The organism is Rhodanobacter sp. FW101-FHT13A11 (genome assembly GCF_058790335.1).
The window spans coordinates 536650-561212 of the sequence record NZ_JBYTCN010000001.1 but is presented as its reverse complement, the minus strand read 5'-3'; the positions used below and the strand labels follow the sequence as shown (position 1 = coordinate 561212).

The following is a 24563-nucleotide window of genomic DNA, read 5'->3' as shown; positions in this document are numbered from 1 at the left end:
GGAGGGGTGGGTGGGTCGCACCTCCAGTCTTCCGGGGTCACCCCGGATGAACAACCTACTGAGAGATCACAGCTAGCCTGGCGCCTACGCGAGCGATCGGCATCGTCGGCTGCCGGTGCGTGCGGCCGGCGGCTAGCCTGTCGCCAGGTCCACGGAACGGAGCGGGCGCATGCGCAGGGGATGGTTTTCGCGGGTCGTCGGCATCGTGCTGTCCATCGCCGGCGCGGCGCACGCGGCCGATTGCCCGGACTGGTCGCCGGCGCAGGCGCGGCAGGAACTGGCCGCGCTGCATGACCGGCTGGACGGCTGGAACCGCGCGTATCGGGCCGGTGGGCGATCGCCGGTGAGCGATGCGGTCTACGACCAGGCCATGCAACGCCTCGCCGCATGGCAGGACTGTTTCCCCGCCCAGGCACCGGCGCCGCTGGCGCCTCTGGCCGGCGCCGGCGGCCGGGTACGTGCGCCGGTGGCGCAAACCGGCCTGGCCAAGTTGCCGGACAGCATGGCGATCAGCGCATGGATGCATGAACGCGGCGGCCGCGACCTGTGGGTGCAGCCGAAGGTCGATGGCGTGGCGGTCACCTTGCTGTACGTGGACGGCCAGTTGCGCCAGGCGACCAGCCGCGGCGACGGCTTGCAGGGCTCGGATTGGACGCAGCCGGCGCAGGCGATCGAGGCGATTCCCAAGCGCCTGCCGCACGCGCCGGCGCGGGTGGTGTTGCAGGGCGAGCTGTATTGGCGCCTGCCCGGCCACGTGCAGGCCGACGACGGCGGTGCCAACGCGCGCTCGGCGGTGGCCGGCGCGCTGGCGCGCCGCTCGCTGGATGCCGACAGCGCGGCGCGGATCGGCCTGTTCGTGTGGGACTGGCCCAGCGGGCCGGCCGACATGCCGGCGCGGTTGGCCGGGCTCGCGGCGATGGGCCTGGCCGACAGCGTGGCGTATACGCGGCCGGTCGCCACGCCGGATGACGTGAAGCAGTGGCGCGAGCGGTGGTATCGCCACGCGATGCCGTTCGCCGCCGACGGCACGGTACTGCGCCAGGGCCGCCGGCCACCGGCCGCGAGCTGGCCGGCGGTGCCGCCGGAGTGGGCGGTGGCGTGGAAGTATCCGGCCGCGTCGGCGCTGGCCGAAGTGCGCGCGGTGGAATTCACCGTAGGCCGCAGCGGCCGCATCACGCCGGTGCTGGAGCTGGCGCCGGTGCAGCTGGACGACCGTCGCGTGCAGCGGGTCAGCGTAGGTTCGCTCAGGCGCTGGCAGCAACTCGACATCCGCCCCGGCGACCAGGTCGAGGTGGCGCTGGCCGGGCTGACCATCCCGCGCCTGCAGTCGGTGGCGTGGCGCGCGCGGCAGCGGATGGCGGTGACTCCGCCGGATCCGGCGCAACACGGCCCGTTGACCTGCTGGCAGGCCACGCCGGGCTGCGAACAGCAGTTCCGTGCGCGGCTGCTGTGGCTGGGCGGCCGGCAGGGCCTGCAGCTGGAGGGGCTCGGTGCGGATACCTGGCAGGCGCTGATCGACGCCGGGCTGGTGCACGGCCTGTTGGACTGGATGGAGCTCACACCGGCCCGACTCGCCACCGTGTCCGGCCTCGGTCCGGCGCGCGCCGCGCTGCTGGCTCGTTCCTTCGCCGATGCGCGCGATCGCCCGTTCGCGCGCTGGCTGCAGGCGTTGGGCGTGCCCTCCAGCGTGGCTGACGGGTTTCCCGACTGGGCCGCGCTGAGCGCGCGCGGGGCGAACGACTGGCAGGCGCTGGAGGGTATCGGCAGCGGCCGCGCGAACCAGCTGGTGGCGTTCTTCGCCTGCCCCGAGGTTCGCACGCTGGCCACACGCCTGCATGCGGCCGGCGTGCAGGGTTTCTGAGCGTCAGCTCTTCAGCTCGCCGTCGTGGTAGTACCAGCGGCTGTCTTCGCGCACGAAGCGGCTGGTCTCGTGCTGGCGCTGCGCGCGGCCGCCGCCGAGGCGATAGCGGGCGACGAACTCCACGACGGCGTGGTCGTCGTCGACGACCTGCTGGCGACGCACCTCCAGCCCCAGCCAGGTCGGCGGCGGCTGCTGCGCGGCCAGGCGCAGCGAGGCCGGGCGGGTGTCGGCATGCCAGCTGGCCAGCAGGTAGTCCTCGCGCCGGAGCACGTAGGCGCTGTAGCGCGAGCGCATCAGCTGCTCGGCCGTGGCGGCGATGGCGCCGTCGTGCAGCGGGCCGCAGCACTGGCTGTAACCGGCCGGGTTGCCGCAGGGGCAGGGGGTCAGCGTGTCGATCGACTTCATGCCGCCTTTGTACCCGGTTCGGCGCGGTTATGCAGGCCTGCCGTGCAGGCGCTGCTCAGCCGTGGTGGCGCCGCCACACGCGGCAGCGGTTGTTCGCCGGCATCGCGACGTCGGCGAGCAGGTGGAAACCGGCGGCGTCGGCCAGCGCGTCCACGGCTTCGGCGTCGCGGATCGCCATGTGCGCGCCGCGTGCCTTGAGCCATGCGTCGAACGCCGCATTGCTGTCGCTGCTGTAGCGGCCCCGGTCGTTGAACGGGCCGTAGATCGCCAGCACCGCATCGCCGGTGGTGATCGCGGGCAACTGCGCGAACAACTGCTGCACTTCGGGCCACGCCATGATGTGCAGGGTGTTGGCACTGAACACCGCGTCGAACGGGCCTGGCGGCCAGGCGCCGCCGACGTCCAGTTCCAGCGGCGGCGGAGTGTTCGGCAGCGCCGCCTCGTCCAGCCAGGCGCGGATGCCGGGCAGGTTTTCCGCGCGATCGGAGCTTTGCCAGCTCAACTGCGGCAGCGCCGCAGCGAAATGCACCGCGTGCTGGCCGGTGCCGCTGCCGATCTCCAGCACGTGCCGGCGGTCGGCGAAATGCTCGCGCAGCACGCCGAGGATCGGTTCGCGGTTGCGCTCGCACGAGGGCGAGTGCGGCTTCTCCACGCGCGGCGCGGGGTCAGACCGGATGCCCGCGCAATACGCGGGCGGGCAGCATCAGCAGTGCGCCGAGGAAGGCGAACACGGCGCTCACGGTGATGCCGACCAGCCGGAACGGCAGCAACAGCAGCCACACGATCGGGTACAGCACCAGCGCCAGCAGCGCGAGCGGCCAGCAGAACACCAGCAGCAACAGCCAGAGCAGGAAACCAGCCATGCGTCGCTCCTCATGGGCGGGGATGGGCCAACTCTAGCGCAGCCGGGCTGTCCGCGCGCAGGTGACTCTCGGCACCCCTACGGTGGAACCGGCTCAGCCCATCGGGCTGACGCCGATCAGCCACAGGTGCAGCCACCGCGCGAACACGGCCCAGACCACCACGCCGATCACCACGGTGATCACGGTGCCGCGCAGCGTGCCCGCCGGATAGACCGTGCCGGCGATGCGGTCGCGCCGGCGCGAGGTGGCGAACAGCACCACCGACCACAGCAGGAACGCGCCGAACAGCACCACGTCGTGCAGCATGCCGGTGACCAGCAAGTGGCCGAATGCCCACACCTTCACCGCCAGCACCTGCGGGTGGTGCAGCCACGCCTTGAGGCCGTTGCGCGGCACCCGCGCCGCAACGAACAGCACGAACGCCACCAGGGTGAACAGCGCGTTGACATGCCGCAGCCACAGCGGCGGCACGTACAGCAGTACCGGATGCTGGCGCGCCAGCCCGAAGCCCCAGCAGATCAGCACGAAGCCGGCGATCGCCACTACGGTGTACAGCGCCTTCCAGCGCTGCAGGCCCAGCCGGGCGATCTGCCGCGTGCGCCAGCCGTCGGCGAAGATGCGCAGCGAATGCATGCCAAGGAACAATACGAGACCGAGGATCAGCACGGGCATGGCGGTGGCTCCGGAGGCGACGGTGAGTGCCGAATATAGGGGGCCGCGGCGCAGCGCAGTAGTGACATTCGTCAGGTGACGGCTTCGACCCGCACGACCAGCGCCAGCGCGCCCGGATGCAGGGTCGGCGCCGCGGCACCGGGCGACGGCCGCCAGGCGTCGCCCGGTTGCAGCGCGCCGTCGGCGCTGCCGATCGCGCCGCGGGCGCAGTACACCAGCACGGTGGCGGCGTCGGCCGCGCGCGCGCCCGCATCCCGCCACACCTCGATGCCGCCGCGCACGTGTCCGCGGCGTAGCATCAGGTTGAAGTCGCGGGTGGGGCCGCCGGCCAGCGCCACGTCCACCTTCGCCTCGCCGGGAAACGCGAACGGCGCGAACGGCGTGGTCAGCGCGTGCACGCGGCTGTCGTCCAGCGTCATCGTGAAGCCGGCGCCGTCGAGCAGCACGATCTGCCGGTCGATGCCGGGAAACGAGGAGAACGGCGCGGCGCTGTCGACCTCGGCCACGCTGATCCGCCAGAGGAAGCCGCCGCTGCCGTCGACGGACGGCTGGACGGCCATTTCGCGGGTGCGGCCCAGGCCGTTCTTCCACGGCTGCGGCGGGCAATCGGCCAGGCGGATGATCATGCGGTTCTCTCGATGACGCGCCGGAACGGCGGCAGCGCCTTCAGCATGCCGGCGCCGTAGCGCTTGGTGACCACACGGCGGTCCAGCAGCACGATGCGGCCGTGGTCGGTCTCGTTGCGGATCAGGCGGCCGCAGTACTGGGTGAGCAGGCGCGTGGCCTCGGGGATGCTGACCTCGATGAACGGGTTGCGCCCGCGCGATTCCAACCACTCCGCATAGGTGGCGCCGACCGGGTCGGTAGGCACGGCGAACGGCAGCTGGGTGATCACCACCGTCTCGCACAGCTTGCCCGGCAGGTCCAGGCCCTCGCCGAACGAGGCCAGCCCGAACAGCGTGCTGCCCTTGCCCGCCTCGATGTCGGCGCAGTGCTCGGCGACGAGCTGCGACTTGCCCAGCGAGCCCTGCGCGCGCACCCTGCGCACCTGCGCGATCGGCAGCTTCTGCAGCACGCGGTCGAGCTTGGCGCGCGAGGTGAACAGCACCAGGTTGCCGGCATCCCAGTCGAGGTTTTCCGCCAGCCACGCGCTGATTTCCTCGGCGTGCGCTTCGCGCGCGTCGGGCAGGCTGCGCATCGCCGGCACTTCCAGCCGCGCCTGTGCAGCGAGGTCGAACGGCGAGGGCAGGCTCAGCGTCACCGCGTCGTCGGGCAGGCCCACCGCATCGGCGAAGCCGCGGAAATTGCCGCCGGCGCTCAGCGTGGCCGAGGTCAGCAGCACGCCGCTGGCGTTGCCCCACAGCACGCTGCGCAGCAGGCCGGCGGCGGAGACCGCCGAGGCGTGACAGACCAGCTGCTGGTCGCCGCCCAGGGTGACCCAGCGCGCCAGCGGCGGCGCGTCGTCGGGATCGTCGCCGGACCATGCGCGCCAGCAGGCCGCCTGTCGGCCGATGCGTTCCAGCGCGATGCCCAGCTCGCGCGACAGCGCCTCCTGGGTCGGCCCGCCGTCGGTCATCTCGACCACCGCGCGGCGCACCGCGCCGAGCCAGCGCTGCACCTCGCCGGTGAGCAGGCTGAGCATGCGCGCGTGCTCCACCCACGGCTCGGGCAGTTGGCCCAGCGAACCGCGGTACATCGGCTCGGTCTCGGCCGGGTCGGGCAGCCAGCCGAGGCGGATGGCCTTTTCCAGCTCTTCCAGCGCGTCGCTGAGTTCCTGCAGCTTCGCGTCGCCGGCATCCAGCGCAAGCTTGCCCAGGCTTTCCTTGTCGGTGAGCGAATACGCCGCGTGCACCTGCCGGCCGAGCCGGCTCAGCTGGCGCACGGTGGCGGTCATGTAGACCTCGGCCGCGCCGCGGTCGATCGCCTTGCCCGGCACGTGGTGGGCTTCGTCGAACACGTACAGCGTTTCGTCCGGACGCGGCAGGATCACGCCGCCCCAGCTCTCATCCTCGCCCGGCATGGTGAGGTCGGCCAGCACCAGGTCCTGGTTCGCCACGATGATCTCGGCGTCGTCCACCGCGCGGCGCGCGGCGAAGAACGGGCAGATCATGAACTGGCCGCACTTGCGGTTGGTGCAGCCGCCGGCGCTGGTGGTGATCATCGGCCGCAGCAGGTCGCTGACCGGCTCCGGCGCGCCGTCCATGTCGCCGTCCCACTCGTTGCGGTCGAACGCGGCGCCGAGCTTGGCCAGTGCCTGCTTGTCGCGCGCCTGCGGCGGCTTGCTCCACAGCGCGAGATCCGCATCGAAACCGGCCAGGCCCATCTGTGCGCTGTCGTTGATGCTGTTGCGCGCCATCAGCAGGTTGCGCGGGCACAGGTAGCGGCCGCGGCCCTTGGCCAGCGCCACCTTCGCCTCGATGCCGTTGAGCCCGAGGTAGAGCGGGATGTCACGTTGCACCAGCTGTTCCTGCAGCGCCACGGTGGCGGTGGCGATCAGCAGCTTCTTCTTCTGGAAGCGCGCCACCGCCACCCCGGCGATCAGGTAGGCCATCGACTTGCCGGTGCCGGTGGGAGCCTCGATCACCGCCACGCCGCCTTCGGTGGCCAGTGCCTTGGCCACCTCGGCGATCATGCGTCCCTGCGAGGCGCGCGCACGGAAATCCGGCAGGCCGTCCTTCAGGCGCGTGTAGGCGGCGCGGATGGCGTCTTTGGTGGAGTCGGCGAGCATGCGGTGGATCGGAAGCCTGTGGCGCTGATGATGCGAGGTGCATGGCGGCGGCGAGCGTGACGCCGGACGGCAGGCGGCAGTTTATCGGTATTGCGCGTTCACCCGCATGCAGGCAGGCTGGCGATAGCCCGGCGTCGCCATGCGGTCGGCAGGAGCGGTTCGACCGATGGGCGAGGGGACGCCCGGGCAAGGGGGAAGCTCATCGATGAAGCATGACGGTGCCGTCGGGTCGATGTCGTACGAAGGATCGTTGCAGCTGGGCTGGCTGGCCCGGCTGACCGCAGCGCATGCGCCGGACGAGGTGGCCGGCGCGATCGCCGAGCTGGCGCAGGCCTTGCCGGGCTGTTCCGCCGCCTGCGTGGTGTGGGGGCTGGACGATGGCGCAACCTGGCGCAGCGTGCCGCCGTTGCCGGCCGCGATGGATGAGGCATGGCTGGCCGGCGCCGTTCGCGCGACCGCCCCGCACCGGCATCCGGACGGATCGCGCGTGGCGGTCCGCCTGTGCGTGCAGCCGCAGCCGGCCTTGCTGCTGCTGCAGCTGGACGAACCGGCGGCCGGCGGTTTTTTCGACGATCTGGAGGCGCCGCTGCGGCTCGCCGGCCAGCACCTGCGGCGCGCCCTGGAATGGGCCGAGCTGCAGGATTCGCACGAGCAGCTCGAACGTTCCGAGGCGCTCCAGCGCGCGTTGTTCGCGATTTCCGACCTGGCCGGTTCCGAGCGCGACATGCCGGACATGCTGCGCGGCATCCATGCGATCGTCAGCACGCTGATGTACGCGGAGAATTTCTTCATCGTGCTGCACGATGTCGCGCGTAGCACGATCCGTTTCCTGTATTTCGTCGATGTCGAGTCGTCACCCCTGTTCGAGGTCGGCCGTGACCTGCCATTGAGCGCGATCGAGCACACGCTGACCTGGCACGTGATCAGCGATGGCAAGGCCCGCATGGGCGACGCCGAGGAACTGCGCAGCCAGGTGGCCGGGCCGGTGGCCCTGATCGGTCCGGACAGCCACGACTGGCTCGGCGTGCCGATGCTGCGCGGCAGCCAGCCGTGTGGCGTGCTGGTGGTGCAGAGTTATCGCCCGGACATCGGCTTCACCGACGAGGACCTCGCCCTGCTGCAGTTCGTCGGCAGCCACATCCTCACCGCGCTGGAGCGCAAGCAGGGCAAGGAAGAGCTGGAGCAGCGCGTGCAACTGCGTACGCTGCAGCTGGCCGAGGCGAACCGCGGCCTGCAGCTGGAGATCCTGGAGCGCCAGCGCGCCGAGCACCTGCAGTCGGCGCTGTTCCAGCTCGCCGAGCTGGCGACGGCGGATGTCGACCAGGACGCGTTCTACCGGCGCGTGCACGCGGTGGTCGGCGAGCTGCTGAACGCGGAGAACTTCTTCATCGCGCTGCTCTCCGACGACGGCCGGCGGCTGGCCTTTCCCTACTCGGTGGACGCGGTGCTGGCGCCGCCGGCCGAACGTCCGCTGGGGCGCGGCCTGAGCGAGTACGTGCTGCGCCTGGGCCGGGCGCTGCGCGTCGACAATCCGGACATCGAGGAACTGGAGCGCCGCGGCGAGATTGCGCCGGGGCGCATGAACTCGCCGGCCGAATCCTGGCTGGGCGTGCCGCTGATGGTCGGCGACGAAGTGATCGGCCTGGTCTCCGTGCAGAGCTACCGGGCCGACGTGGCGTACGGCCCGGCCGACCAGGAACTGCTCAGCTTCGTCGCCTCGCAGGTCGCCAACAGCCTCACCCGGCGCCGCTCCGCCGAATCGCTGAAGCAGGCCTACGAGGAGCTTGAACACCGCGTGGAGGAGCGCACGCTGGCGCTGCGCAAGGAAATCATCGAGCGCGAGCGCATGCAGGACCAGTTGCGCCATCAGGTCATGCACGACTCGCTCACCGGGCTGCCGAACCGCAGCTACCTGCGCGACCGCATCGACCGCGCGCTGGCCACGATGCGGCGCGAGCCGCCGCGTCGCTGCGTACTGCTGTACCTGGACGTGGACCGCTTCAAGATCATCAACGACAGCCTCGGCCACCTCGCCGGCGACGAGGTGCTGAAGGAAGTGGCGACGCGGCTGGCCGGCTGCGTGCGTCATCCCAACCTGGTGGCGCGGCTGTCCGGCGACGAGTTCGCGATCCTGCTGGAACAGGACGACCTGCCGTCGGCGGCCACCATCGTGGCGCAGCGCGTGCTGGATGCGCTGGGCGCGCCGATGCTGGTCGCCGGCAAGGAGCTGCAGGTGACCGCCAGCGTGGGCATCGCGGTTGGCGAAAGCCGCCACGCGGGCGCCGACGAGGTGCTGCGCGACGCCGACATCGCGCTGTACCGGGCCAAGGAGCTGGGGCGCAAGCGCTACGAGCTGTTCGACGAGAGGCTGGCCAGGGACGTGGTCGACGTGCTGGCGATGGAAGGCGAGCTGCGCCAGGCGCTGCTGCACGACCAGTTCGAGCCGCACTTCCAGCCGATCTGCGCGCTCGACGGCAGCGACCGGGTGGTCGGCTACGAGGCGCTGATCCGCTGGAACCATCCGCAGCGCGGCCTGCTGCGGCCGGGCGATTTCCTGAAGATCGCCGAGGACAGCGGCCTGGTCGAGGCGATCGACTGGCGCATGTTCGAACTCAGCTGCAGGCGGCTGCTGCGGCTGCACCGCACCGACGTCTTCATGACGGTGAACGTCTCGGCGCTGCACCTGCGCCATGCGGATTTCGACCGGCGCCTGGTCCGGTTGCTGGAGCGCACCGGCCTGTCGCCGTCGCGGCTGGTGATAGAAGTCACCGAAGGCGCGCTGCTGGACAATCCCGAGCACGTGCGCGCCACCCTCGACCGCCTGCGCGCGATCGGCGTAGGCGCGGCGCTGGACGACTTCGGCACCGGCTACTCCTCGCTCAGCTACCTGCACTCGCTGCCGCTGCGCATCCTGAAGATCGACCGCGCATTCGTGAACGAGCTGGACAAGGGCGCCAACACCTCCAGCACCACCGTGGTGGCCGCGATCCTGGCGCTGGCCCGCGCGCTGAACATCCAGGTGATCGCCGAAGGCATCGAGACGGCGATCCAGCACGGCGCGCTGATGGCGATGGGCTGCGAGATGGGCCAGGGCTACCTGCTCGGCCATCCGGCGCCGATCACCCCGCCGCAGGAGCCGCACGCCGCCGGCGCGTGAGCCGGGTTACGCCGCGGCGGCGATCTGCCGCAGCGCCTGCTCGAACGCCTCCGGCGGCTGCCCGCCGGAAATCAGGTGCCGGCCGTTGACGATGGTGGCCGGTACCGAATGGATGCCGCGCGACGTGAAGAACTCCTCCTGCGCGCGCACCTCGTCGGCGAACTCGCCGCTGGCCAGGATCTGCCGCGCACGTTCGACGCCCAGGCCGACCTCGCCGGCCAGCCGTACCAGCGTGCCGTGCGCGCCAACATCCTCGCCGTCGGTGAAGTACGCGCGCAGCAGTGCCTGCTTCAGTGCGAGCTGGCGGCCTTCCAACCCGGCCCAGTGCAGCAGCCGGTGCGCGTCGAACGTGTTGTAGACGCGGCTGCGCCGATCCATCTCGAAGGTGAAGCCCAGCGCCGCGCCGCGTTCGCGGATCGCCTCCTGGTTCGCCGCGATCTGCCCGGCCGAACTGCCGTACTTGCGCACCAGGTGCTCGACGGCGTCCTCGCCCTCCGCCGCCATCTGCGGATTCAGCTCGAACGGCTGGAAGTGGATCTCCGCGCTGACCTCGCCCTCCAGCTTCGCCAGCGCCTGCTGCAGCGAAGCCAGCCCGATCGCGCACCACGGGCAGGAAACGTCGGAAACGAAGTCGATGCGAAGAGGAGCGGGCGTGGACATCGGGATACCTTCATCGTGAGGCGGGCAGCGCGGGTGCCGCGGACCCGATCAAGATGCGGCCGCCGCGGGCGCAATCAAGCGCAGGACGAAACCTGGCTGCCGGCGATGCTCAGCGCCACCGCCTCGGCCACCTTGATGCCGTCCACCGCGGCGGACAGGATGCCGCCGGCGTAGCCGGCGCCTTCGCCGGCGGGGTAGAGGCCGCGGGTGTTGAGGCTTTGCAGGCTGTCGTCGCGCCTGATCCGCACCGGCGAGGAGGTGCGCGTCTCGACGCCGGTGAGGATGGCGTCGTGCATCGCGTAACCACGAAGCTGCCGTTCGAACGCGGGCAACGCCTCGCGGATCGCGGCGATCGCGTAGCCGGGCAGCGCGCTGTCGAGGCTGCCCAGGGTGACGCCGGGCTTGTACGAGGGTTGCACGTCGCCGAATTCGCGCGAGGCGCGGCCGGCAAGGAAGTCGCCGACCAGTTGCGCCGGGGCGCTGTAGTTTTCGCCGCCCAGCACATAGGCGTGGCTTTCGAGTGCGCGCTGCAGGGCGATGCCGGCGAGCGGGCCGCCGCCGCTTTCATCAGATGTGGAGTCGTAGGGCGCGAAATCGGATGGGTCGATGCCGACCACCACGGCCGCGTTCGCGTTGCGCTCGTTGCGCGAATACTGGCTCATGCCGTTGGTGACCACCCGGCCGGGTTCGCTGGTGGCGGCCACCACCGTGCCGCCGGGACACATGCAGAAGCTGTACACCGAGCGCCCCCCTTTGCCGTGATGCACCAGCTTGTAGTCGGCGGCGCCGAGGATCGGGTGGCCGGCCTGCGGGCCGAAGCGCGCGCCGTCGATCACCGACTGCGGATGCTCGATGCGGAAGCCGATCGAGAACGGCTTGGCTTCCAGGTAGACGCCGCGCGCGTGCAGCATCGCGAAGGTGTCGCGCGCGCTGTGGCCGAGCGCGAGCACCACGTGATCGGCACGGATCTGCTCGCCGCTGGCCAGGGTGACGCCGCGGATCTGCCGCTGGCCATCCACGCACGGTTCCAGCAGCAGGTCGTCGACGCGCTGGCTGAAGCGGATCTCGCCGCCCAGCGCTTCGATCGTGGCGCGCATGTTCTCCACCATCGAGACCAGCCGGAACGTGCCGATGTGCGGTTTGCTGACGTAGAGGATTTCCTCCGGCGCGCCGGCCTTGACGAATTCGGTCAGCACCTTGCGGCCGTGGTGCTGCGGGTCGCGGATCTGGCTGTGCAGCTTGCCGTCGGAGAACGTGCCGGCGCCGCCCTCGCCGAATTGCACGTTCGACTCCGGGTGCAGCTGGCGCTTGCGCCACAGGTCCCAGGTATCTTTCGTGCGCTCGCGCACTTCCTTGCCGCGGTCGAGGATGATCGGACGGAAGCCCATCTGCGCCAGGACCAATCCGGCGAACAGCCCGCAGGGGCCGAAGCCGATCACCAGCGGGCGGTGCTCCAGTCGAGGCGGCGCCTGGGCCACGAAGCGGTAGTTCGTGTCCGGCGTGGGCTGCACGTGCGGGTCGTCGGCGTGGCGCTGCAGCAGCTCGGCCTCGCGCGGGGTGTCGATGTCCAGCGCGTAGATCAACATGATCGCGCCGCGCTTGCGGGCGTCGTAACCGCGCCGGGCGACGGTGTAGCCGGTGAGCGCGGCGGCGTCGATGTCCAGCCGCTTGAGGATCGCGGCGGTGAGCGCGGCCTCGCCGTGATCGAGCGGCAGCTTGAGGTCGGTCAGTCGCAGCATGGGGGCCCGGAAAGATGGGCGTTGGCCCGATCGGCTATTGTCGATGCGATGGCGCGCACCCGACAAGCGCAGCAGGGCCTGCGGCCTCGTGTCCGGTCCCCGGGCGGCCGCCAGCGCGCGCGGCGCGGCCCCGAAGTGACCCGGCGGGTCAGTTCATGCCGCCAGCATGGTCAGGATCTGTTCGCCCGTGGCGCGCGGGTGCAGCAGCAGGTAGTGCGGACGCATGCTTCGGTCATGCCGTCGGGCGGCGACGACGCACGGCTCGCCGTCGGCGGCGGTCACGCACAACGGGACCGGGCGGCGCCGGTCCCACGGATGGCGGAGCACCAGGCCGTGCTGCGGGCCGCCGACGATGATGCATTTGATCTGTTCCATGACGCTTGCTCGAAAAAGGGAGGGACGATGGAGGTGTCCTTTCCTTTGAAGCAGGAGTCGGGCCATCGGCCGGCGGCAAAATGCGGAGCACATCACATTTTTTGCATTTGGCTGCGGCGACCCTTCCGTGGGCCGCCGCCATGCCGCCTGTTCAGGTGTTGCCGATGAAGTCGGTCTTGCCGATGTCGGTGCCGGCCTGGCGCAGGATGTCGTAGGCGGTGGTGCAGTGGAAGAACAGGTTCGGCAGGGTGAAATGCAGCAGGTAGGCCTGGCCTTCGAAGTTCATCTCGCCGTTGCGCATCTTCAGGTGGATCGCGCGGGTCTCGCTGCCGTCGATCTGCTCCGGCTTGAAGCTCTCGATGTACGCGATCGAGCGCTCGATGCGGCTGTGGGCCTGCTCCAGCGTGGTCTCGTTGTCCTCGAAGCTCTTGGGCTCCACGCCGGCCAGGCGGGCGGTGCCGCGGGTGGCCATGTCGCAGGCGATCTGGATCTGCTTGATCAGCGGCAGCATGTCGGGGATCAGCCGGGTCTGCAGCAGCACTTCGTCGCTGACGTTCTTCGACTTCGCGTGCTGCTCACCCTTCTTCAGCACGTGGGCGAGGTTGCCCAGTGCGCGGACGAAGACGGGAACGGCGACCTGGTACATCGAGATGGTCATGGGTGATCTTCCTGTGGTGGGTGAGGGGGGGCGGAGGGATGGGCGGTGGCGAGCGGGGGCAGGTCACCGGGGAACACGGCGGGAACCGGCTCGGCCGGCCGCGGACCGGCGGCAATCGGCAGGCTTCGCGTCACCCGGGCAGCGATCAGCATGCCGGCCAGCATCAGGGCGGCGGAAAGCACGAAGGCTACACCGGGCAGGTGCACGGGCGAAGCCGGGGCGATCGACAGCGCGAAGACCTGGGCGAACAGATAGGGCCCGAAGATGCCGGCGAAACTGCCGAGGCTGCTGATCGCGCTCTGCAACCGGCCCTGTTCGGAAGGGTCGACCTGCTGGGTCATGATCGACTGGATCGGCGGCATCGCCAGCCCCCACAGCGCCAGCAGCGGCACGCCGAGCAGGAATACCCAGCCGGTATTGGCGACACCCATCACCAGGAACGCACCCACGCCGAACAGCATGCCGGCCAGCAGCACGCGACGTTCGCCGAAGCGCGGCGCCAGCCTGCCGGTGAGCAGCGCCTGCACCGCGCCGTCGCAGGCGCCGACCAGCATCAGCACGTAGCCGACCGCCTGCGGGCCCCAGTGGTAGCGGTAGTCCGCGTACAGCACGAACACCGTCTGCAGCACGTAGTGCGCCAGGTAAACCAGGAACAGCACCACCGCCAGGCCGAGTACCTGCGGGTAGCGGCGCAGCAGCTTCAGCGAGCCGAACGGATGCGCGCTGTGCAGTTCGAGCCGGTGGGTGCGGCGCTCCTTCGGCAGCGACTCGGGCAGGATGAAGCAGCCGTACAGGAAGTTGCACAGCGCCAGCCCCGCCGCTACCCAGAACGGCAGGCGCAGCGCGATGCCGCCGAGGAACCCGCCCAGGCCGGGCCCGATGATGAAGCCCAGCCCGAACGCGCTGCCGAGGATGCCGAACGCGGCGGCGCGCTTTTCCTTCGGCGTGATGTCGGCGATATAGGCATTGGCGGTGCTGAAGCTGGCGGCGGTCATCCCGAGCAGGATGCGTGCCAGGAACAGCAGCCACAGCGTGGGCGCCAGCGCCAGCACCACGAAATCCACCGCCAGGCCCAGGTTGGAGATCAGGATCACCGGGCGCCGTCCGTAGCGGTCCGACAGCGCGCCCTGCACCGGCGAGAACACGAACTGCACGATCGCGAACACGGTGCTGAAGATGCCCACCCACCACGCCGCCTTCGCGATGCCGCCGCCGGCCAGCTGCTCGATCAGGTGCGGCAACACCGGGATGATGATGCCGAACGCCAGCATGTCCAGCAGCACCGTGACGTAGATGAAGGCCAGTGCGGCACGGTGGCGCGGTTCGGCGGGAGTCGACGGCTGGTCCATGGACATGGCGTGGCTGGGAGAGGCGCACGATAGCCGAACGCCGGCGATGCGGCACGTGCAGCTCGTCAGGCGCCTGATGCGGCGCGCAACGCGCGGACGCCGGCATGGCGGAGGGCGCGATACCATGGGCCATCCCCCGCCAAGGAATCGCCATGGTCCGACGCCTGTTGCCCGTATGCCTGCTGCTGGCGCTGGCCGCCTGCTCCTCCCGCCAGGACACGCCGGCTCCGGTGTCGAAGGAAGAGCTGGCGCCGGCGCCGACCGCCAGCGCGCCCGCCCTGGCGTCCACCGGCGACGGGACCGGCACCGCGGTGCAGCGGCACCTGGCCGGCTACGCCACGGTGAAGCTCGGCGCCGACCTGTCGAAGTTCGACGCCAGGCAGAAGAAGATGATCGCGCTGCTGGTCGAGGCGGCCGACAGCATGAACGCGATCTACTGGCGGCAGGCATGGGGCGACAAGAACGCGCTGCTGCAGAAGATCGCCGACCCGGCCACGCGCGAATTCGCCGAGATCAACTACGGCCCGTGGGACCGGCTGGACAACGACCAGCCGTTCGTCGACGGCGTCGGCGCGCGTCCGCCGGGCGCGCAGTTCTATCCGGCCGACATGGGCAAGGCCGAGTTCGAAAAGTCCTCGCTGAAGGACAAGACCTCGCTGTACACCCTGCTGCGCCGCGACGCCCAGGGCCAGCTGATCACCGTGCCCTACCACGAGGCGTACAAGGCCGAGCTGGAGAAGACCGCCGGCCTGCTGCGCCAGGCCGCGAAGCTGGCGCGCGACCCCGGCTTCCGCAAGTACCTCACGCTGCGCGCCGACGCGCTCTTGAGCGACGACTACCAGGCCAGCGACTTTGCCTGGATGGACATGAAGCACAACCCGGTCGACATCGTAATCGGCCCGATCGAGACCTACGAGGACCAGCTGTACGGCTACAAGGCCAGCTACGAATCCTACGTGCTGATCAAGGACCAGGCCTGGAGCGCGAAGCTGGCCCGCTTCGCCAGGTACCTGCCCGAACTGCAGCGCGAGCTGCCGGTGGCCGACAAGTACAAGGCGGAGAAGCCCGGCTCCGACGCCGACCTCAACGCCTACTTCGCGATCTACTACGGCGGCGACGCCAACGCCGGCGCCAAGACCATCGCGATCAACCTGCCCAACGACGAGCAGGTGCAGTTGAAGAAGGGTGCGCGCCGGCTGCAGCTGGAGAACGTGATGCAGGCGAAGTTCGACCGGATCATGCTGCCGATCGCGAAGGCGCTGATCGCCGACGACCAGCAGAAGAACCTCAGCTTCGACGCGTTCTTCCAGAACACCATGTTCCACGAGGTGGCGCATGGGCTGGGCATCAAGAACGTGCTTGGCAAGAGCGGGCTGGACGGCAAGGGCCCCGTGCGCAAGGCGCTGAAGGACCAGGCCTCCAGCTTCGAGGAGGGCAAGGCCGACATCCTCGGCCTGTACATGGTCAGCAAGCTGGCCGGCAAGGGCGAGCTGGACAAGTCGAAGCTGATGGACAACTACGTCACCTTCCTCGCCGGCATCCTGCGCTCGGTGCGCTTCGGCGCCAGCGACGCGCACGCCAAGGCGAACATGGTGCGCTTCAATTTCTTCAAGCAGCAGGGCGCGTTCAGCCGCGACGAAAAGACCGGCCGCTACCGCGTCGACTTCGACAAGATGACCGCGGCGATGAACGCGCTGTCGGCGAAGCTGCTGACTATCCAGGGCGACGGCGACTACGAGGCCGCGAAGCAGCTCACCGACCAGATGGGTGCCGTCGACGCCGAACTGGCCGGCGACCTGAAGCGGCTCGACCAGGCGCACATCCCGGTCGACATCCGCTTCGAGCAGGGCCTCGACGTGCTGGGGCTGAAGCAACCCTGACGTCGCGGGTAATTTCCGTAGGAGCGTACCCTGTGCGCGATGCTTTCCGCCACGTGCACGCGACGAAGAGCCATCGCGCACAGGGTGCGCTCCTACGGGTTTCGTGATCGGCCGATCCAGTCGGCGACGGCCTGCGGGTGTTCCAGCCTTTGCCTTGTGTGGTGCAGAACGGCGGGCAGTGCCCGCCCTACAGTGGCAGCGACGAGGTCTCGATCCAGTCGGCGACGGCCTGCGGGTGTTCCAGGTGCAGGTGGTGGCCGCCGTCGAGGTGGCTGACGACGATGTCCGCCACGCAATCGGCGCGCGCCTGCATCGGTGCGCCGGGCAGGTAGGGCGTGGTCGGTCGCGCCAGCAGCAGGGCGGTGGGCGCGGCGATGCCGCGCAGCAGCGCGTGCACCTGCGCTTCGGCCATCCGCACCGGGCTGGGGCGGGTCAGCCGCGGGTCGCTGCGCCAGCGCCAGCCGCCGTCGGTTGCGACCAAGCCGCGTTCGACGATCGGTCGCGCCTGTTCGGCAGGGAGGCCGCTGGCGAGGCTGCGTGCGCTGATCGCCAGGTCGACGTTGCGGAACACCCGCAACGGCTTGCCGTTGTCGCCGCGAGGGGCCAGTGCGTCGCGAAAGCGCTGCAGGGTGTGCGAGCCGTCGTCGCCGAGCGGGCCGAGGCCTTCGATCAGCAGCAGGCGTTCGATCCGTTCGGGCCGCGCGGCGGCGACCAGGGCGGCGATGCCCGCGCCCAGCGAATGGCCGAGCAGGGCGTAGCGATCCAGCCGCAGTGCGTCGGCGGCGGCCAGCACGGCCTGCACATGATCGACGTAGTGGTAACTGGCGCCGGCGGCGAAATGGCCGGAGTGGCCGTGGCCGGGCAGGTCCAGCGCGATCACCCGCCAGCGCGCGGCCAGCCGCGGCGCCAGATGCGCGAAGCTGCCGGCGTTGTCGAGCCAGCCGTGCAGCGCCAGCAGCGGAGGGCGCGTGTCGTCGCCCCAGGCCTGCGCGGCCAATGACAGGTGCGGCAGCGCGATGCGGTGCTCGACGGGAGTCGTCACGCGGCGGCTTCCGGCCAGCCGCCCAGGTGCCGGCGCACCAGCGCGGCGAGGCTGGCCACCTGCCCAGCGCTGTCGTTGAGGGCGGGGATGTAGCGCAGCGCCTCGCCGCCGGCGGCGGCGAAGAAATCGCGGTTCTGCATCGCGATCTCCTCCAGCGTCTCCAGGCAGTCCACCGCGAAGCCGGGGCAGGCCACGTCGAGCTTGCGCACGCCGTCGGCGGCGAGCCGGCGCACGGTGGCGTCGGTGTACGGCTGCAGCCAGCGCTCGCGGCCCACCCGCGACTGGAAGCTGACGATCAATCCGTCTTCACCCAGTTGCAGCCGTTCGCGCAGCAGCTGCGCGGTGCGTCGGCATTGTTCCGCGTAGGGATCGCCCAGCCGCACGTAGCGCTCGGGGATGCCGTGGAACGACAGCAGCAGCTTCTCGCCGCGGCCGTTCGCCGCCCACCAGCGCTCGATGCCGGCGGCCAGCGCCTCGATGTGGCCGGGGTCGTCGTGGTAGTCGTTGACGAAGCGCAGCTCCGGCGGCCAGCGCAACCGCTTGCAGGCGTCGGCCACCGCGTCGATCACCGAGCCGGTGGAGGTGGCCGAGTACTGCGGGTACAGCGGCAGCACCAGCAGCCGGCGCACGCCCTCGCGCTGCAGCCGTCCGATGGCATGCGCCACCGACGGCTCACCGTAGCGCATCGCCAGCGCCACCCGCAGCGTGCCGGGCCGTTGCCGGTCCAGCTCGGCCTGCAGGCCGGCGGCCAGCGCCTCGCTGCCGTAGCGCAGCGGCGAGCCGCGGTCATCCCAGATCCGCGCGTAGGCGTGCGCCGAACGCCGTGGCCGCACGCGCAGGATCACCCCGTGCAGGATCAGCCACCACAGCCAGCGCGGGTAGTCGATCACCCGCGGGTCGCCCAGGAATTCGGCCAGGTACGGCCGCACCGCGCTGGCGGTCGGCGCGGTCGGTGTGCCCAGGTTGACCAGCAGCACGCCAGCCTGAACGGACTGAACGACCGGCGCGTCGGAATCCTCGGCAACGCCGGTATAGTGGTTGCTGCGTGGCATCGTGACAGTCGTGGCCGCTGGAACCGCGCAGTCTGCCACAAGCCCGGCGTACCGCGTGGCGCCGCGCCTTCCCCCGAACCCGAGTGTGGAGCTGCCCCATGTTGAAGACATCGTTGCAACGCCTGCTGCTGGCCGGACTGGCCCTGTTGCTGCCGGCCATGGCCGTGCACGCCGAGGATCCGCCGCTGGTGCGCGCCAGCAACGCCGTGCGCGTGCTCAACGACATCATGCAGGCGCCGGACAAGTCGATCCCGCAGGACCTGCTGCAAAATGCCAGGGCGATCGCGGTGATCCCTGACATGATCAAGGCCGGCTTCATCTTCGGCGGCCGCCGCGGCGAGGGGCTGATCTCGGTGAAGGGTCCGGACGGCACCTGGTCCAACCCCAGCTTCATCACCATGACCGGCGGCAGCGTGGGCTTCCAGGTCGGCGTGTCCTCGACCGACGTGATCCTGGTGTTCCGCACCCAGCGCGGCGTGGATTCGATCGTCAACGGCAAGTTCACCCTGGGTGCCGACGCGTCCGCCGCGGCCGGCCCGGTCGGGCGCACCGCCACGGCATCCACCGACGCGCAGATGAAGGCCGAGATCTACTCGTACTCGCGCAGCCGCGGCCTGTTCGCCGGCGTGGCGCTGGACGGCTCGGCGCTGCGCATCGACTACGACGCGAACGCCGCGATCTACGGCGCCGGCATCACGCCGCGGCGCATCTTCGAAGGCGGCGTCAGCAACGTGCCGACGCCGGTGGTGGATTTCCGCGACCGGCTTGAGGAGTACACTTCGCGCTGATACGGAAGACCGGCGCGCCGCGCGAGGTGGTTTCCGGTCCGGTCCGTTTTCGAGGTAAGACATGAGCATCTGGCATCTGATAATCCTGCTGGTCGTGGTGGTGGTGATCTTCGGTACCGGCAAGCTGCGCAACATCGGCTCCGATCTCGGCAACGCCATGCGGGATTTCAAGAAGGGCCTCAACGGCGACGAGGACGAGGCCAAGCGCAAGGAAGAGGCCGAGCGCCTGCGCGCCGATCCGCCGCCGGCCGCCTCCGCCGACAAGGCGACGCAGGGCCAGCGCGACTCCAGCGACCCGAAGTAAGCCGCGGCGACGGGCGGGTTCGCGGCGATGATCGAGATCAGCTTCGGCAAGCTGGTGCTGCTCGCGCTGATCGCGCTGATCGTGCTCGGCCCGGAGAAACTGCCGGGCGCCGCGCGCACGGCCGGCGCGCTGCTGCGGCGCATGCGCAGCGGCTGGGACGACGTGCGCGCCGAGGTGGAGCGCGAATTGCAGGTCGAGGAAATCAAGCGCGCCGCGCGCGAGGCCGCCGCGAAGGCGGAAGCGGCGCAGGCGGAACTGGACGCCGCCGTGCAGAAGGTGCGCGACGTGCAGCACGTCGTCGTGGCGCCTGACCATGAAGCCGTGACCGGCGCGGCGAACGCGGCGGCAGCCGGCTCTGCCCTCGGAGCGGAAGCCACGGCGGAAAACCTGCCGGAAGGCGCACCGGACCCTGCCACCGGCGACCTGTTCGCGGGCACCGCTGCGACGGCCGCCAGGGAGCTGCCGCATGGCCACGCCTGAGCCCGAGGTCGACCTGCAGCAGGGGCTGTTCTCGCACCTGCTGGAACTGCGTTCGCGGCTGCTCAAGGCCAGTGCCACCGTGCTGGTGGTGCTGCTGGTGCTGGTGCCGTTCGCCAACCGCCTGTACGCGGAACTGGCCGCGCCGCTGGTGGCGCGGCTGCCCGAGGGCGCGCACCTGATCGCCACCGAGGTGGCCAGCCCGTTCGTCACGCCGCTGAAGCTGGCGTTCTACGCGGCGCTGTTCATCAGCATGCCGATGATCCTGTACCAGCTGTGGGCCTTCGTCAGCCCGGGCCTGTACAAGCACGAGAAGCGCCTGGCCCGGCCGCTGCTCGCCGCGGCACTGGTGCTGTTCTACCTGGGCTGCGCGTTCGCCTATTTCCTGGTGCTGCCGGCGGCGTTCCGCTTCCTCACCGCGATCACGCCGCAGGGGGTGGAGATGATGACCGACATCACCCACTACCTCGACTTCGTGATGCTGATGTTCTTCGCCTTCGGCCTGTGCTTCGAGGTGCCAGTGGCGGTGGTGATCCTCGCCGCGGTGGGCGTCGTCGACCTGGACAAGCTGCGCAGCAGCCGGCGCTATGCCATCGTGGGCGCGTTTGCGATCGCCGCCTTCATCACCCCGCCGGACATCACCTCGATGATCATGCTGGCGGTGCCGATGTGCCTGCTCTACGAGCTGGGCATGCTGGCGGTGCGCTGGCTGGTGAAGCCGGGCTCGCTGAAGCCCGGCGCGGGCTGAGCCCGGTTCGACGCGGGGCGTTCAATACAGGTCGATCGGGTCGACGTCCAGCGACCAGCGCACCTTGCGTGCCGGGGGCAGTGCGGTCAGCGCCAGTTGCCACGGTCGCAGCATCGCGTGCAGCAGCTGCCGGCTGGCGGCCTCCAGCAGCAGCTGGCCGCGATGGCGGCCCGCGCGCAGCGGCATCGGCGCGGGCATCGGCCCGGCGACCTGCAACTGATCGTTGATCGGCAGCGCGGCATGCGCCGCGGCGAGGAACGCCTCGACCTGCTCGCGCTGCGGCGCCTCGGCGCGCAGCAGCACCTGGTGGCTGTACGGCGGCAGCTGGATCAGCCGGCGTTCGGCCAGCAGCTCGCGCGCAGCGGCGGCGTAACCCTGGGCCAGCAGGCTGCGCAGCAGCGGATGTTCCGGCTGGTGCGTCTGCAGCAGCACGCGGCCAGGCTTGCGCGCGCGGCCGGCGCGGCCGGCTACCTGCACCACCAGCTGCGCAAGCCGTTCGCCGGCGCGGAAGTCGATGCTGTGCAGGCCCTCGTCCACGCCCACGATCGCGACCAGGGTGAGGTTGGGCAGGTCGTGGCCCTTGGCCAGCATCTGGGTGCCGACCAGGATCGCCGGCCGGTCGTCCTCGAGCGTGGCCAGCAGCTCCTCGAACGCGTCGCGGCGGCGGGTGGTCTCGCGGTCCACCCGCAGCACCGGCACCTGCGGGAACTGCGCGACCAGCGCCTCCTCCAGCCGTTCGGTGCCCTGGCCCTGTGGCTTGAGATCGCCTGCGCCGCACGCGGGGCAGGCGGCCGGCACGCGCTGGCGATAATCGCAGTGATGGCAGATCAGCTGGCGCCGGGCGGCATGCAGGGTCAGTGGACGTTCGCAGCGCGGGCAGCCGGCGTGCCAGCCGCAGGCGTGGCACAGCAGCACCGGCGCGTAGCCGCGGCGGTTGCGGAATACCAGGGCCTGCTCGCCGCGCGCCACCGTCTCCGCCACCGCCGCCAGCAGCGCCGGCGACATGCCGTGCTCCAGCCGCTGCGCGCGCATGTCGATGATCTGCACCTGCGGCGGCCGCACCGCGCCGGGCCGGGCGCGCAGGTGCAGGCTGCGGTAGCGGCCGGCGTCGACGTTGGCCAGCGATTCCAGCGAGGGCGTGCCCGAGCCCAGCAGCACCGGCACGCCCAGCGCGCGGGCGCGCACCAGGGCGAGGTCGCGGGCGTGGTAGCGGAAGCCTTCCTGCTGCTTGTAGGCGCCGTCGTGCTCCTCGTCCACGATGATCAGCCCGGCCTGCGGCAGCGGCGTGAACACCGCCGAGCGGGTGCCCAGGATCACCCGCGCGCCGCCGGCGCGGGCGCGCAGCCAGGCGCGCGCGCGGTCGCCTTCGGAAAGGTTCGAGTGCAGCACCTCGACGTTCACCCCGAGCCGCTCGCGCAGGCGCCGCTCGGTCTGTGGCGCCAGGCCGATCTCCGGCACCAGCAGCAGCGCCTGCTTGCCCTGCGCCAGCACCTGCTCGATCAGCGCCAGGTAGACCTCGGTCTTGCCGCTGCCGGTGACGCCGTCGAGCAGGAACGGCTGGTAGCGGCCGAGGCTGGCGCTTACGGCGACGACCGCCTGTTGCTGTTCGTCGCTGAGTTGCGGTGCCAGCGATGGCGGCGCCGGGCGATCGGGCGGCGGCCGTTCGCTGCGTTCGAGCAGGCCGGCCGCGGCCAGCCGGCGCGCCGCCTCGCGCCAGCCGCTCTGGCGTTCGCCCAGCTCCTGTGCGCTCAGCGCGCCGCCGCCGAGCAGGGCCAGCAGCGCCCGGCTGCCGCCGCGGCGGCTGCCGGCATCGTGGGCGCTGCGGCCGGCGCCGGTGAGCGACCAGTATTCGTCGCCGATCGGCGGCAGCGGCTTCGCCTCGCGCAGGGCCAGCGGCAAGGCATTGGCGTAGGCCTCGCCCGGTGCGCCGAGCCAGTAGTCGGCGGCCCAGGCCAGCGTCTGCATGAGTTCGGCGTCGAGCAGCGCGTCGTCGTCGAGCAGCCGCAGCGCCTGCTTCAGGCGGCCGCCGCCGACCGCCGCCTCGGCCTCGATCGCCACCACCACGCCGACCAGTCGGTGCCGCCCGAACGGCACCTGCAGCCGGCTGCCCACGCGGGCCTCGCCCGCCGCGGGCGGCAGGTAATCGAACAGGCTGGGCAGGGGAACCGGCAGGGCGACGCGAAGGACGGCGGGCATGGACTACCTCGTGGCGGCACAGTGTAGCTGCGGCCGTCGCCGGGCCCGTGGCGAGGGTGGTGACGGCCAGCGTGGCGTGCCTGCTGGAGTTGCGCGAACTTGCTGCCCGGTTATCGAGGAATTGGGGCTAAGTGGCTATCCCCGGGAAGTTTTTGCGCTTATCCACAGTAGCTGTGGATAAGTCTGTGGATGCAGCGGGGAGGGGGAGCCTCAAAGCGCGCCGCAGCGCCTTTTTCGACAGTCTGACGAGGTTTTGGTCAGGTAAAAAAGCAAATTATTATCAATGACTTGCAAATTATGGCCGGCTGCGGTTCACACAATTGACAAATCACCCCCGGCTGCCTTGACAGGCCCGTGACGCTGTGCAAAACCCGCCCGGGCCGTCGGCCCGGAAGTGGCCTCAGTGGGCCGCGCCGAGCAGCAAGGCCACCATCAGCGCGAATGCCAGCAGCCAGAAATAGCACCAGCCGATGCACCAGAATTTCAGCAGGGTCATCGGCCAGCCCTGGCGGTAGACCCGTTTCTGCGTGAGCAGCAGGTAGACCGGAATCCACAGGATCAGCGCGGCCTGCAGCCAGCCCAGCACGTTACCGGCCCAGGCCGCATGCGGCTGCAGCCAAGTCGAGAGCATGCCGGCGAGGGTGACCAGCAGCAGGCTGAGGAACATGAACGCATGGCTGTGCAGGGCCACGATCAGGTGTTCCATGTACAGCCGCCGGCGGAACACGTAGAACAGCTTGAGCAGGGCCGCGAATACCGGGATCAGCACGAACATGGTCGGCGGCAGCGTGCCGAAGACGCCGTTGATCATCCGCTGCTTCGCCTCGGCACTGGCCGCGGCATCGCCATGCCTGAAGGTTTGCAAGTTGTCCTGGAGGTGGTGGCCCAGCTCGGTCAGGCGCGCGTTGGCGGCGTCGGGAAGCCAGCCGATGCGGACCGGCGACGATTCCCGCCGGATCGCCCGGCGCGTGACATCGCCAGGTGGAGCGGCGGCGGTTTTCGCGGCTTCCGGCGGCTTCGCCGCCACGGCGGCGGCCGGGACCGGCGCCGCACCGAGTTCGGCCAGCCGGCGGTCGGCCTTCCGGCGCAGGTCGCGTTCGGCGACATCGGCCTGTTCCAGCAGGTTCGGCGGCAGCATGCCGGTCGCCCGGGCGCTCTGCAGGCCATCCAGTTCCTTCTGCAATGCCTCGCGCACCCCGGCCGGGCTGGCGGCGGTCTCGATCGCCCGGCTGTCCACGCTCAGCAGGGGGCGGCCGTTCGCAGGCATCTTGCCGGCGACCTGGTCGATCGCCAGGTGGAACACGAAGAACGACAGCAGGCACAGCACGAACATCAGCCGGAACGGCGCGATGTAGCGCACCCGCCGGCCGGCGAAGTATTCCAGGGTGAGGAAGCCCGGTTTCAGCAGCAGCGGCGGCAGCGTGTGCACGATGCGGCCGTCGATGTGCAGCACCGTCTCGACGGTTTCCTCGACCATGTGGTGCATCGGCTTCAGCACGCTGTGGATCGACTGCCCGCACTCGTGGCAGAACTCGCCCTGCATCGCGGCGCCGCAGTTGGCGCAACGCAAGCCTTCGTAGCTGATCAGCTGCTTCATCGAGGTTCCCGT

Annotated in this window: 22 protein-coding genes; 7 read left to right on the top strand and 15 right to left on the bottom strand. The window is 70.5% G+C overall.

Features of this window, described 5'->3' with window-relative positions; all coding sequences use genetic code 11:
• Positions 1-169: 169 nt before the first annotated feature.
• Positions 170-1861: an NAD-dependent DNA ligase LigB gene (gene ligB, locus AC3WRN_RS02500; protein WP_492621741.1), complete on the top strand. Its 1692-nt coding sequence runs from the start codon at positions 170-172 to the stop codon at positions 1859-1861.
• A gap of 3 nt (positions 1862-1864) precedes the next feature.
• Here ligB and AC3WRN_RS02495 read toward each other — a convergent pair whose 3' ends face one another.
• From AC3WRN_RS02495 to dinG, 6 genes are all read right to left on the bottom strand, one after another.
• The gene (locus AC3WRN_RS02495; RefSeq protein ID WP_492621740.1) at positions 1865-2266 is read right to left on the bottom strand and encodes a YchJ family protein; all 402 of its coding nucleotides are present in this window, start codon (positions 2264-2266) and stop codon (positions 1865-1867) included.
• Positions 2267-2321: 55 nt separating this feature from the next.
• Entirely contained in the window at positions 2322-2918 is a 597-nt protein-coding gene (locus tag AC3WRN_RS02490) for a DUF938 domain-containing protein (RefSeq protein WP_492621739.1), read from the bottom strand.
• A 13-nt stretch (positions 2919-2931) separates the two neighbouring features.
• Positions 2932-3129: a hypothetical protein gene (locus AC3WRN_RS02485; protein WP_492621738.1), complete on the bottom strand. Its 198-nt coding sequence runs from the start codon at positions 3127-3129 to the stop codon at positions 2932-2934.
• A 93-nt stretch (positions 3130-3222) separates the two neighbouring features.
• A complete protein-coding gene (locus tag AC3WRN_RS02480; protein ID WP_492621737.1) occupies positions 3223-3801 on the bottom strand; it encodes an NnrU family protein in 579 nt (192 codons plus the stop codon).
• A 71-nt stretch (positions 3802-3872) separates the two neighbouring features.
• Positions 3873-4427 carry a HutD/Ves family protein gene (locus tag AC3WRN_RS02475; RefSeq protein ID WP_492621736.1) on the bottom strand — a complete coding sequence of 185 codons (555 nt, stop codon included), beginning with the start codon at positions 4425-4427 and terminating at the stop codon, positions 3873-3875.
• Positions 4424-6529, bottom strand: a complete 2106-nt coding sequence (dinG, locus tag AC3WRN_RS02470) for an ATP-dependent DNA helicase DinG (RefSeq protein WP_492621735.1) — start codon at positions 6527-6529, stop codon at positions 4424-4426. Before dinG ends, AC3WRN_RS02475 begins: the two co-directional genes overlap by 4 nt.
• 205 nt (positions 6530-6734) lie before the next feature.
• Here dinG and AC3WRN_RS02465 point away from each other — a divergent pair, with 205 nt between their 5' ends.
• The gene (locus tag AC3WRN_RS02465; protein WP_492621734.1) at positions 6735-9686 is read left to right on the top strand and encodes a bifunctional diguanylate cyclase/phosphodiesterase; all 2952 of its coding nucleotides are present in this window, start codon (positions 6735-6737) and stop codon (positions 9684-9686) included.
• A 6-nt stretch (positions 9687-9692) separates the two neighbouring features.
• On the opposite strand, the gene AC3WRN_RS02460 is transcribed toward AC3WRN_RS02465, so the two are convergent.
• From AC3WRN_RS02460 to AC3WRN_RS02440, 5 genes are all read right to left on the bottom strand, one after another.
• Complete coding sequence (locus tag AC3WRN_RS02460; RefSeq protein WP_492621733.1) at positions 9693-10346, bottom strand: DsbA family oxidoreductase; 654 nt, start codon at positions 10344-10346, stop codon at positions 9693-9695.
• A gap of 74 nt (positions 10347-10420) precedes the next feature.
• On the bottom strand, positions 10421-12085 hold the full coding sequence (locus tag AC3WRN_RS02455) for an NAD(P)/FAD-dependent oxidoreductase (RefSeq protein ID WP_492621732.1): 1665 nt from the start codon (positions 12083-12085) through the stop codon (positions 10421-10423).
• 153 nt (positions 12086-12238) lie between these two features.
• Entirely contained in the window at positions 12239-12460 is a 222-nt protein-coding gene (locus AC3WRN_RS02450; RefSeq protein WP_068092949.1) for a hypothetical protein, read from the bottom strand.
• 151 nt (positions 12461-12611) lie between these two features.
• Positions 12612-13118, bottom strand: a complete 507-nt coding sequence (locus tag AC3WRN_RS02445; RefSeq protein WP_068092952.1) for a DUF1993 domain-containing protein — start codon at positions 13116-13118, stop codon at positions 12612-12614.
• The gene (locus AC3WRN_RS02440; RefSeq protein WP_492621758.1) at positions 13115-14467 is read right to left on the bottom strand and encodes a TCR/Tet family MFS transporter; all 1353 of its coding nucleotides are present in this window, start codon (positions 14465-14467) and stop codon (positions 13115-13117) included. The genes AC3WRN_RS02445 and AC3WRN_RS02440 overlap by 4 nt, the downstream gene beginning before the upstream one ends.
• 152 nt (positions 14468-14619) lie before the next feature.
• Here AC3WRN_RS02440 and AC3WRN_RS02435 point away from each other — a divergent pair, with 152 nt between their 5' ends.
• On the top strand, positions 14620-16347 hold the full coding sequence (locus tag AC3WRN_RS02435) for a DUF8614 domain-containing protein (protein WP_492621731.1): 1728 nt from the start codon (positions 14620-14622) through the stop codon (positions 16345-16347).
• Positions 16348-16534: 187 nt separating this feature from the next.
• Here the strand turns inward: AC3WRN_RS02435 and AC3WRN_RS02430 are convergent, their stop codons facing one another.
• Both AC3WRN_RS02430 and hemH read right to left on the bottom strand, forming a co-directional pair.
• On the bottom strand, positions 16535-17389 hold the full coding sequence (locus AC3WRN_RS02430; RefSeq protein ID WP_492621730.1) for an alpha/beta fold hydrolase: 855 nt from the start codon (positions 17387-17389) through the stop codon (positions 16535-16537).
• A complete protein-coding gene (hemH, locus tag AC3WRN_RS02425; protein ID WP_492621729.1) occupies positions 17386-18441 on the bottom strand; it encodes a ferrochelatase in 1056 nt (351 codons plus the stop codon). The genes AC3WRN_RS02430 and hemH overlap by 4 nt, the downstream gene beginning before the upstream one ends.
• A 98-nt stretch (positions 18442-18539) precedes the next feature.
• On the opposite strand from hemH, the gene AC3WRN_RS02420 reads away from it, so the two are divergent.
• From AC3WRN_RS02420 to tatC, 4 genes are all read left to right on the top strand, one after another.
• Positions 18540-19229, top strand: coding sequence for a lipid-binding SYLF domain-containing protein (locus AC3WRN_RS02420; protein ID WP_068092964.1), 690 nt, complete (start codon positions 18540-18542; stop codon positions 19227-19229).
• 61 nt (positions 19230-19290) lie between these two features.
• Positions 19291-19533, top strand: coding sequence for a twin-arginine translocase TatA/TatE family subunit (gene tatA, locus AC3WRN_RS02415; protein WP_492621728.1), 243 nt, complete (start codon positions 19291-19293; stop codon positions 19531-19533).
• Between the two features lie 27 nt (positions 19534-19560).
• On the top strand, positions 19561-20013 hold the full coding sequence (gene tatB / locus AC3WRN_RS02410; protein ID WP_492621727.1) for a Sec-independent protein translocase protein TatB: 453 nt from the start codon (positions 19561-19563) through the stop codon (positions 20011-20013).
• Positions 20000-20758, top strand: coding sequence for a twin-arginine translocase subunit TatC (gene tatC, locus AC3WRN_RS02405; RefSeq protein WP_492621726.1), 759 nt, complete (start codon positions 20000-20002; stop codon positions 20756-20758). Before tatB ends, tatC begins: the two co-directional genes overlap by 14 nt.
• A 21-nt stretch (positions 20759-20779) precedes the next feature.
• On the opposite strand, the gene AC3WRN_RS02400 is transcribed toward tatC, so the two are convergent.
• Positions 20780-22954, bottom strand: coding sequence for a primosomal protein N' (locus AC3WRN_RS02400; RefSeq protein ID WP_492621725.1), 2175 nt, complete (start codon positions 22952-22954; stop codon positions 20780-20782).
• Between the two features lie 400 nt (positions 22955-23354).
• The gene (locus AC3WRN_RS02395) at positions 23355-24551 is read right to left on the bottom strand and encodes a DUF3667 domain-containing protein (protein WP_492621724.1); all 1197 of its coding nucleotides are present in this window, start codon (positions 24549-24551) and stop codon (positions 23355-23357) included.
• Positions 24552-24563 lie beyond the last annotated feature (12 nt).